The 9,496-nt window shown below is 71.3% G+C and carries 7 protein-coding genes; 2 read left to right on the top strand and 5 right to left on the bottom strand.

Features of this window, described 5'->3' with window-relative positions; genetic code table 11:
- Positions 1–51: 51 nt before the first annotated feature.
- From OXS49_RS21205 to OXS49_RS21190, 4 genes are all read right to left on the bottom strand, one after another.
- Positions 52–444: a response regulator gene (locus tag OXS49_RS21205; RefSeq protein ID WP_243926317.1), complete on the bottom strand. Its 393-nt coding sequence runs from the start codon at positions 442–444 to the stop codon at positions 52–54.
- 11 nt (positions 445–455) lie between these two features.
- On the bottom strand, positions 456–980 hold the full coding sequence (locus tag OXS49_RS21200) for a chemotaxis protein CheW (RefSeq protein ID WP_244001769.1): 525 nt from the start codon (positions 978–980) through the stop codon (positions 456–458).
- Between the two features lie 61 nt (positions 981–1,041).
- Positions 1,042–3,780 (bottom strand): hybrid sensor histidine kinase/response regulator, encoded by a 2,739-nt coding sequence (locus OXS49_RS21195; protein WP_267426571.1) that lies wholly within the window; start codon positions 3,778–3,780, stop codon positions 1,042–1,044.
- A 103-nt stretch (positions 3,781–3,883) separates the two neighbouring features.
- Positions 3,884–4,594: a histidine phosphotransferase family protein gene (locus tag OXS49_RS21190; RefSeq protein ID WP_243926322.1), complete on the bottom strand. Its 711-nt coding sequence runs from the start codon at positions 4,592–4,594 to the stop codon at positions 3,884–3,886.
- A 344-nt stretch (positions 4,595–4,938) separates the two neighbouring features.
- On the opposite strand from OXS49_RS21190, the gene OXS49_RS21185 reads away from it, so the two are divergent.
- Together OXS49_RS21185 and OXS49_RS21180 are read left to right on the top strand one after the other, a co-directional pair.
- Positions 4,939–7,851 (top strand): bifunctional [glutamine synthetase] adenylyltransferase/[glutamine synthetase]-adenylyl-L-tyrosine phosphorylase, encoded by a 2,913-nt coding sequence (locus OXS49_RS21185; RefSeq protein ID WP_267426570.1) that lies wholly within the window; start codon positions 4,939–4,941, stop codon positions 7,849–7,851.
- Between the two features lie 149 nt (positions 7,852–8,000).
- Positions 8,001–8,882: a 3'(2'),5'-bisphosphate nucleotidase CysQ gene (locus OXS49_RS21180; RefSeq protein WP_267426568.1), complete on the top strand. Its 882-nt coding sequence runs from the start codon at positions 8,001–8,003 to the stop codon at positions 8,880–8,882.
- Here the strand turns inward: OXS49_RS21180 and OXS49_RS21175 are convergent.
- Entirely contained in the window at positions 8,866–9,291 is a 426-nt protein-coding gene (locus OXS49_RS21175) for a YHS domain-containing (seleno)protein (protein WP_244001761.1), read from the bottom strand. The genes OXS49_RS21180 and OXS49_RS21175 overlap by 17 nt on opposite strands.
- Between the last annotated feature and the right edge of the window lie 205 nt (positions 9,292–9,496).

The raw sequence follows: 9,496 nt of genomic DNA, 5'->3' as shown, positions 1-9,496 counted from the left end.
TGCGTGCCTCGGATACGGGGGCGCGGATGTGCGTAAAGGGGCGCGAAACGATCAGGCCGCGTCGGCGACGAGCCCGACCTGCTCGAGCTTGGCCGTCAGGATATCGCGGTCGAACGGCTTCATGATGTATTCGTCCGCCCCCGCCCGGAGGGCCCGGGCGATAGCGCCGACATCGTTCTCGGTGGTGCAGAACAACACCTTGGGGAACTCGCCCCCCTCGCTCTGGCGCAGGGCCTGGAGGAAGGCGTAGCCGTCCATGTTCGGCATGTTCCAATCGAGCAGGATCGCGTCCGGCATATGGGCCGCGCAGGCTTCGAGGGCGGCGCTGCCGTCCTCCGCCTCGCTGACATTCATGCCGAGGTCCTCAATGATCCGCCGGGCGACCTTCCGGATCACCGCGGAATCGTCCACCACCAGGCAGTTGGTCTCGTGCGGCGCCTTCATCGGGCTCTCCCTCAAGCCGCCTTGGCGCCGGCCGCCGTGAAGCCGAGGAGGGCATCCACGTCGAGGATCACCAGCAGGCGCCCGTCGAGGCGGTGGACACAGGTGGCGAGGTTGCGGAAGCGCGGATCCAGGTTGATCGGCACCGCCTCCCGGCTATCGGCGCCGAGCTTCAGCACCTCGCCGACCCCGTCGACCACGAGGGCGAAGGTCTCGCCCGCCTGTTCCAGGCCGATCGCCATCTTCGGACTGGCCTTGCCGCCCTCGCCCTCCGCCTCCGCATCGGGCAGGTCCAGGCGCCGGCGCAGGCTCATGGCGGTGACCACGCGGCCGCGCAGGTTCAGGAGGCCCACGATCTCGGCCGGCGCGAGCGGCACCGGCGTCACCCCGGAGGGCACGAACACGTCGTGGACCCGCTCGATCGCCAGCCCGAACAGGGTCTCGCCGACAAACACCGTCACGAAGTCGTTGGTGGCACCGGTCTCGACGCCGTTGGTGCTCGCTTGGGCGCCGGTGGCGTTGGCATTGGCAGCCTGCATCGGAACTCTCCGGATGATCGTTTCGATCGTTGCGATCGCTGTGGGGCGGGCGGCGCCGGGATCAGGCCGCCTTCGAGACCGTCTCGGCGCCGAGCTCGGCCAGGGCGGCGATCAGGCCGGCCCGATCGAACTTCGCCACGAGATCGGCGATCGCCAGGGTCCGGGCCCGCTCCACGGCGTCGGCCCCGATCGCCCCGGTGAGGCCGATCACCGGGAGCGCGGCGAGCCGCGGCTCGGCCCGGCGCATCGCGGCGACGAGGTCGAAGCCGCTGCGGCCCGGCATCTCCAGGTCGGTGACCACCACCTCGATCTTCGGATCGGACTGGAGCGTGTTGAGCGCCGCCTCCGCGCTCGCCGCCGTGATCACCTGATAACCCGCCGCCTTCAGCACCGGGGTCAGCATGTCGCGGAAGAAGGCCGAATCGTCGACCAGCAGGATCGTGGAGAGTTGCTCGGGCCGCTTCAGGCCGCGCGCCCAGTCGTCGTAGGCCAGCGGCAGGAAGTGGGCGATGTTGATGATGTCGGTCGCCCGGCCCCGCAGCACCGCCGAGCCGATCAGGTCCGAGCGGTCGGCCGCGATCTCGATGTCGAGCCGCTCCTCCACGATGTCGACGATCTCGTCGACCACGAGCCCCATGGCGCGCTCGCCGTCGGAGAACACCACCAGGGCCTGGGTCCCCTCCGACTTGATGGTGATCGCCGTATCCGCCGGGACGAGCGGCATCAGGCGCCCGCGGTACTGGATCAGCGCGCGGCCGCCCAGCCACTCGACCTTCGCGCACTCGATCTCCTCGAGGCGGGTGACCAGCGACAGCGGCACCGCCTTGAAGCTGCCCTGACCGCCCTTGAACACCAGGAGCGTGGTCTTGTTGTCGACCACCTCGCCCGCCGCGTCGTCGTCGGCCTCGGCGTGGCCGCCGCTGCCCTGAACGCCCTGCGCCACCTGCCGGGCGACACCGTTCGGATCGACGATCAGCACCACGGCGCCGTCGCCGAGGATCGTGTTGCCGGCAAACATCGGGATGTGGCGAAGCTTCACCGACATCGGCTTCACGACGATCTCCTCCGTGTGGAAGACCTCGTCGACGAGGATGCCGAAGCGCTCCCGCCCGACCTGGGCGACCACCACGAAGCCGGCCTGCTCCGTCTCGGAGCCCGCCTGCGATTGCCCGAGCAGCCCGGTGAGCGACACGATCGGCAGCAGCCGCTCGCGCAGGCGCAGAACCGGCGCGCCGTTGATGCGCTCGACCCGCTGCGCCCCGGCATCGACCCGCACCAGCTCCAGCACCGCCACCTGCGGCAGGGCGAAGCGGTGCTCGCCGGCCCGCACGATCAGCGCCGCCACGATGGCCAGCGTCAGCGGGATCTTGATGGTGAAGGTCGTGCCCCGGCCCGCCGTGGTGGCGATGTCGATCAGGCCGCCGATGGTCTCGATGTTGGTCTTGACCACGTCCATGCCGACGCCGCGGCCCGACACCGAGGTCACCGCCGCCGCCGTGGAGAAGCCCGCGTCGAAGATGAACTTGGCGACCTGCGCGTCGGTCATCCGGTCGACGTCGGCCTGGGCGGCGATCCCGCGCTGTACCGCTTTCTGGCGAATCGCCGCGAGGTTGAGGCCCTTGCCGTCGTCGGCGATCTCGATCGTGATCGTGCCGCCCTCGTGATAGGCGGCGAGCCGGATCGTGCCGCGGGCGGGCTTGCCCGCCGCCACGCGCTCGGCGGTCGATTCGAGGCCGTGATCGGCCGAGTTGCGGACCATGTGGGTCAGCGGGTCCTTGATCACCTCAAGGACCTGCCGGTCGAGCTCGGTCTCGGCGCCGACCATCACGAGGTCGATCTGCTTGCCGAGTTCCGCCGAGAGGTCGCGGACCACGCGCGGCAGCTTCTGCCACGCATTGCCGATCGGCTGCATGCGGGTCTTCATCACGCCGTCCTGCAGCTCGGCCGTGACGTGGGACAGCCGCTGCAACGGCACCTTGTAACTCGAATCCTCGTGCCGGCGGGCGATCTCGAGGAGCTGATTGCGGGTCAGCACCAGCTCCGAGACCATCGTCATCAGGTGCTCGAGCGTCTCGACGCTCACCCGGATCGTCTGGTTGCCCTTGGCGGCCGCGGTGGTCTCGCCCGGGGTCGTCTCGCCCTCGGTGCCGCCCTCAGCCTTCTCGGCGCGCACCGGCTCGGCCTCGACGGCCTCGACCGGTGCCGCACTCGCCTGCGGAGCGGGAGCGGCGGGTTTGGGCGCAGGGGCGGCGGCCGCCACGGGCGGAGGCGCTGCGAAATCCGCTTCTTCCGGCCCCGGCGCCGCCAGGAAGGCGGCCTCGAGGTCGTCGAGGGAGACTTCGCCAGGCTTCAGTTCGCGGACCACCGGATCGGGCAGCACCGGCTCGGGCCGCGGCGGGGGAGCCGCCGGCTCCGATGCCTCGGCCGAGCCCTCGGCCATGCGCTCCAGGGCGGAGATGAGGTCGTCGTCCGACCCCGCCGGCTCGGTGCCGGTGGCCTCCAGATCGGCCAGGATCTCCTTCAGCCGGTCCAGGGTCAGCAGGATCAGCGTCACCGACGCGGAGGTGGCGGGCAGCCCGTCCCGGAACCGGCCCATCAAGGTCTCGGCCGCATGCGCCAAGGCTTCGAGGCGCGGAAGCCCTAGGAATCCGCACGTTCCTTTGATTGTATGGACTAGTCGGAAGATATTCCGAAGGATCGTCTCATTATTCGGATCCTGTTCAAATCGGACGAGCTCTGCATCGACTGTGTCGAGATGCTCGCCGCTCTCAGTCAGGAACTCGCGAAGCAGGTCGTCCATAGGCGCAACTCGTTACCGGAAGAAGGTCTCGCGCACCGTACTTACTCGGGCGCGGTTAGGGAAGCGTTTCAGTTCCTGCCCCGCGCCGGAGTTTTTCAGAATTTCACGCCAGTGTGGTGTTCGAACCCTCATCGGAGGGTTCAACGGATGCTTCGATCACTGTCGGCTCGGCCGTGATCGTCACCTCATCATCCTGGATGGCGAATCGAACACTCATGTCGGCGGCCCGCGCCACGAGGCCGGCATAGAACGGCAGGATGCCGTGGGCATCGACGGTTCCACTCTCGGGGCTGCCGGCCATCAGCTCCTCCACGTGCGGGGGAATGCGGGCATGCGAGCCCTTGGCCTTGAACACGAAGCTCGGCGCCGCGCCGTCGCCGGAGACCACGACGTCGATCGCGCCGCCCCGCGGGATCGCGGTCGTGGCGATCATTACGAGGTTGAGGAGCAGCTTGACCTTGTTCTTGGGAAACAGCGCCTGCGGGGCGCTCCAGGTCAGCTTGGTCTTGTCGTCGGAGAACATGCCCTTGGCGACGCTTTCGGCATCGGCGAGGTCGATCGAGGCGCCGGCCGATCCCGCGGCGCCGAAGGCGATCCGCGCGAATTTCAGCCGCGCCGAGGCCTGCCGGGCGCTCTTGCCGATCAGCTCCAGCGCGAAGGTGCGCATCGATTCGTCCTCGTCGTCCTCCAGGACTTCGAGCCCGTTGACGATCGCGCCGACGGGGCTGATCACGTCGTGGCAGACGCGGGAGCAGAGCAGGGCGGCGAGGTCGAGGCCGTCGAGGGTCAGGGTCGGCGAGTTCGGGGACGACATGGTGCGCTCCGGGGGAATCTGGTTCGGGCGTCTGCGGGCCGGGGCCCCGACTGGCGGCCGTTCGTCGGCCGCCGCATCCGGCGTACACGTCGCCCAAAGGAGCCCGCGCCCAGCGGGTCGGACCGGGGGCGACGGCCGGTCCGCACGGATAAACGCCACGCCGGCCTTTGAAAAGCGTTACCGGGATTGACGGATCGGCGCGGCGGCGCCCGATTCGGGCTGGGCTGTCATGGCCACGGATCGCGAGATGGAGCCGGCGGAGGGAGGGCGCACGTTGTTGGCAGTTGACCCAGGCCATCGACGATCCGTCAAATCCGCCAACCCCTGACGCGGAGCTCCACCCCATGCAGTCCGCCCCGACCCTGCGCGAGAGCCTGCAGCCCCGCCTGCCCCTCGCGGATCCGGAGGCGGCGCGAGCCCGGCTCGCCGAGATCGCGCCCGCTCTCCCGCCGGGTTTCCTGACGCCGCCCTGTCGTGACCTGCTCCTGGGTCTCGCCGACCATTCCCCCTTCCTCTGGCGGGCGTGCCTGCGGGCGCCGGAGCGGCTGGTCGCGCTGCTCGAACAGCCGCCCGATGCGGCGAGCCGGGAGATCATCGCCCGTCAGCGCGCAGTCGGCGCCGCCTGCGGGGTCAATCCCGACCTCGCCGAGGTCGGAAAGCGGCTGCGGGCCAACCGGGAGGCACACGCGCTCCTTGTGGCGCTGGCGGATCTCGGCGGCGGCTGGGATGTCGCGGCGGTCACCCGGGCGCTGTCCGGCTTCGCCGACGCCTCGGTGAGTGCGGCGACCGAGGCGCTGCTCCGGCAGGGACTCGCGACCGGTCGGTTCCGGGCGCCGGATCCGGACGCGCCGCAGGCCGGATCGGGGCTGATCGTCCTGGGGCTGGGCAAGCTCGGTGGCGGCGAGCTGAACTATTCGAGCGATATCGATCTCGTGATCTTCTACGAGAACGAAGCCGCAGCGGCTGCGACCGGGGGCGACCCGAAGCCCTTCTTCGTCAAGCTCGCGCAGGGGCTGGTGAAGCTCCTGTCCGACCGGACCGCCGAGGGCTACGTCCACCGCATCGACTACCGCCTGCGGCCGGACCCGGGCTCCACCGCGGTGGCCCTGTCCACGGGCTTCGCCTTCGATTACTATCAGACGCTGGGCCAGAACTGGGAGCGGGCCGCCTTCATCAAGGCCCGGCCGATCGCGGGCGACATCCCGGCCGGCGCGGCGTTCCTCGCCGAACTCGCGCCGTTCATCTGGCGGCGGCACTTCGACTTCCCGGCAATCGCCGAGATTCACGCCCTCAAGCGGCAGATCCACATGGTCCGCGGCCACGACACCATCGCGGTCGCCGGCCACGACATCAAGATCGGCCGCGGCGGCATCCGGGAGATCGAGTTCTTCGTCCAGACGCAGCAGTTGGTCTTCGGCGGGCGCAAGCCGAGCCTCCGGGGACGCGGCACCGTGGCAATGCTCGGCGGCCTCGCTGCGGCGGGCTGGATCGACGGACGCGCCCGCGACGAGCTGACCGAGGCCTACGGGTTCCTGCGCACCCTGGAGCACCGGATCCAGATGGTCCGCGACGAGCAGACCCAGCGCCTGCCGACCGGCACCGAGGCGCTGACCGGGCTCGCCTTGTTCGCGGGCTTCCCGGATCTCGCGGCCTTCGAGACGGCGCTGCTTCACCATGCCGGCCGGGTCCAGGCGCATTACGCCCTGCTGTTCGAGGCCGAGACGGTCGCAGACGACATCCTCGTCTTCGGCGAGTCAGAACCGGAGCCCGCCACCTTGGAGCGGCTCGGCGCCTTCGGGTTCCGCAATCCGCCGCGCGCCTGGGAGACCGTGCAGGGCTGGCATCTGGGGCGCCGCCCGGCCCTGCGAACCGGGCGGGCGCGGGAAATCCTGGCCGAGATGCTGCCAGCGCTGCTCCAGGCGCTCGGCGGCACCGCCGACCCGGACGAGGCGTTGCTCGCCCTCGACCGCGCCTTCGCGCGGATGCCCGCCGTGGCCGAGCTCCTGGCGATCCTGCGCTCACACGAGCGCCTGCGCCTGCTGTTCGCCGACATCCTCGGGACGGCACCGCGCCTCGCCGACACCGTCGGCCTGAGCCCGCACGTCCTCGACACCGTGCTGGACGCGGATTTCGTGAGTCCGCCCCTGGATCCCGCCGCGGCCGAGGCCCAGTACCGGATGCTCGTGGGACAACCGGCGAGCCACGAGGAGGTCCTCGACCGCTGCCGGGACGCCACACGGCAGATGGCCTTCGTCACCGGCGCACGCCTCCTGTCGGGCATCCTGACGCCGCGGCAGGCCGGCGAGGCCTACACGGCGATCGCGGAGGCAACGGTGGCCCTGAGCCTGGAGGCGGAGGAACGCCGCTTCGCCCAGGACCACGGCGCGGTGCCCAAGGGGCGCTGCTGCGTCCTGGCACTGGGCCGGCTCGGGTCCCGGCAGCTCAGTGCCGCATCCGACCTCGACCTCGTGTTCCTGTACGATTTCGATCCCGAGGACCGCATCAGCGACGGCAGGCGGTCGCTCGACGCCGTGGTCGCCTACAACCGGCTGGCGCAGCGCCTGTTCGCGGCGCTCACCACCGCGACGCGGCGGGGACGGCTCTATGCGGTCGACCTGCGGCTGCGGCCCTACGGCAGCCACAGCCCGCCGGCCGTGCAGCTCTCGGGCTTTACGGCCTATCACCGGGACGGGGCGGAACCTTGGGAGCACATGGCCCTCGCCCGCGCCCGGGTGGTGGCCGGTGACGCGACCCTGGGGGCCGCCGTCACAGCCGAGATCGCCGCAATTCTTTCCCAACAGCGCGAGCCGGCCAAAGTCTGCGCCGAGGCGGGGGCGATGCGGGCGCTCGTCGCCCGGGAGCGCGGCCATGCTGGCCCCTACGACCTGAAGCTCGCCCCCGGCGCCTTGTTCGACCTCGATTTCCTGGCCCAGGCCATCGTGCTGAGCCACGCCCACGACTGGCCGGACTGCATCGGCCTTGGCGCGGAGGCCCTTTTCCGCTGGGCGGCGGGGCGCGGCCTGCTGCCGGACGAGGCGGCGGAGTCCCTCGCCGAGACCTACCGGTTCCTCGACGCGGTCTATCAATGGCAGCGGCTGGTGATGGTCGATCCCACCACGGAGCCGTCTGAGACGGCAGCACGGCAGATCGCCAAGGCGGTGGGCCTGCCGGACGCGCGAAGCCTCGCGGCGGACCTGTGCCGTCACCGGCGCCGAAGCCAGGCCCTGCTCGCGCGGATCCGGCGCACGGTGGCTTGAATCGCATCCCCGCTGATGCATCCTGCCAGCGGCAGCGTCGGCACCTGAGCCGGGAGACGGACCGGATCGCAGATCGAGCGCCGGATTCGTACTCCAAACCGTCGACATCGCGTGCTGCCTCGGGCATTCAGAGTGGTCTGGGAGGAACCATGACGGGCGCGGCGACGATCTCGGGGCCTGAGCGTGAGCGGATCGCCGCAGCGCTCGCCGAGATCGCCTGCGCGGCGGGCGAGATTCTGCGCCGCTATCACCGGGCTCCCTGCCCCCACGCCCTAAAGCCGGACGGCACCCCGTGGAGCGCCGCCGACGTGGAGGCCGAGGATCTGATCGTCGCCGCCCTGGCCGAGCGATTCCCCGGGATCGCGGTCGTGGCGGAGGAGCGCATGGCCGCGGCACGGGGCGACGTGGTGGCGCCGGCCGACACCTTCTTCCTGGTCGATCCCCTGGACGGCACCCGCGACTTCCTGGCCGGAACGCACGACTACTCGGTCAACATCGCCCTGGTGGCGGGCGAGCGCCCGGTGGCGGCGGCCCTGGCGGCGCCGGGCTTCGACCGGGTCTGGTGGGCGGGCACCGCCGCCGTCGAGGCCGTCGTGACCGCCGGCCGCCCCGGCCCCAGGCGACCGGTGCACGCGCGGGCCGTGCCGGAGGCCGGCCTCCTGGCGCTCGGCAGCCGCCGACACGGCGATGCCGAATCCATGACCTGCCTCGCCGCCCTCCCGGTGATGGAGACGCGCCAAGTCGGCTCCGCGCTCAAGTTCGGCCTGATTGCGGCCGGGGAAGCGGACATCTACGTGCGCTGCGGCCCGACCATGGAATGGGATACCGCGGCCGGCGACCACCTCGTGGCGACCGCCGGGGGCTGCGTGGTGGTGCCGGGCGGCGGCCCGATCCGCTACGGGCAGCACGGGCCCAACCACCGCAACGGGCCCTTCGCGGCGCTCGGCGACCCGTCCCTGGCCCAGCGCCTCACCCTGCCCGCCTCCTGCGGCACGCGCGGCGGCCGGCCGACGCTCAGCGCGACGTCGTAGGCGCCGCGTCCGGCTGGTCGCGCAGGCCCGGCCACGCAGCCTCCGCCTGGCCGGCGAGGCCGGGATCGGCCAGGAACCGGGCGCGGCGCCCCGCGTCCCGGAACAGGTAGAGGCGATCGCCGATCACCGCGAAGACCAGGGGATCGGCATCCACCAGGCGGCCTTCCAGGATGCCGGCGCCGTCGTAGCCCCCGAGCCGGGGGGCATAGGTGGCCGGATCGTCCCGGAAGGCCTCGCGGTTGGCGCTGCTGGCGAAGCGCCAGACCCGTCCGCCCCAGGTCAGCTCGAACCGGCCCGTCCCGGCGCGCGGCCCGTCCGCCAGAAAATAGGTGACCGGATCGAAGCCGTTGAGCGTCAGCAGCGCGATCGGCGCCCCCACCGGCTCGCCCGCCGCCGGCCGGGCCAGCATCAGGGCGGCGCAGACAGCAAGAGCGCGGGTCCGGCGCGACCTGAGGGATCCGGGGCTGCGGGCTGCGGGGTCAGGACGCGTTAACCACATCTTGCGAATTCCCCTGGAAGCTGGTCCCACTCGTCCGACCGGACCCCTGCGGGACCGCGGACCCGGGCGGATGCGTCTCCCGGGCCGCGGCCGGTGCCGGCCCGGCAGGACGAGA

It is taken from the genome of Methylobacterium sp. GC_Met_2, from assembly GCF_026540795.1.
Lineage (GTDB): Bacteria > Pseudomonadota > Alphaproteobacteria > Rhizobiales > Beijerinckiaceae > Methylobacterium.
Note: the sequence above shows the minus strand (reverse complement) of the source record. Positions and strands in the feature narration are given on the sequence as shown.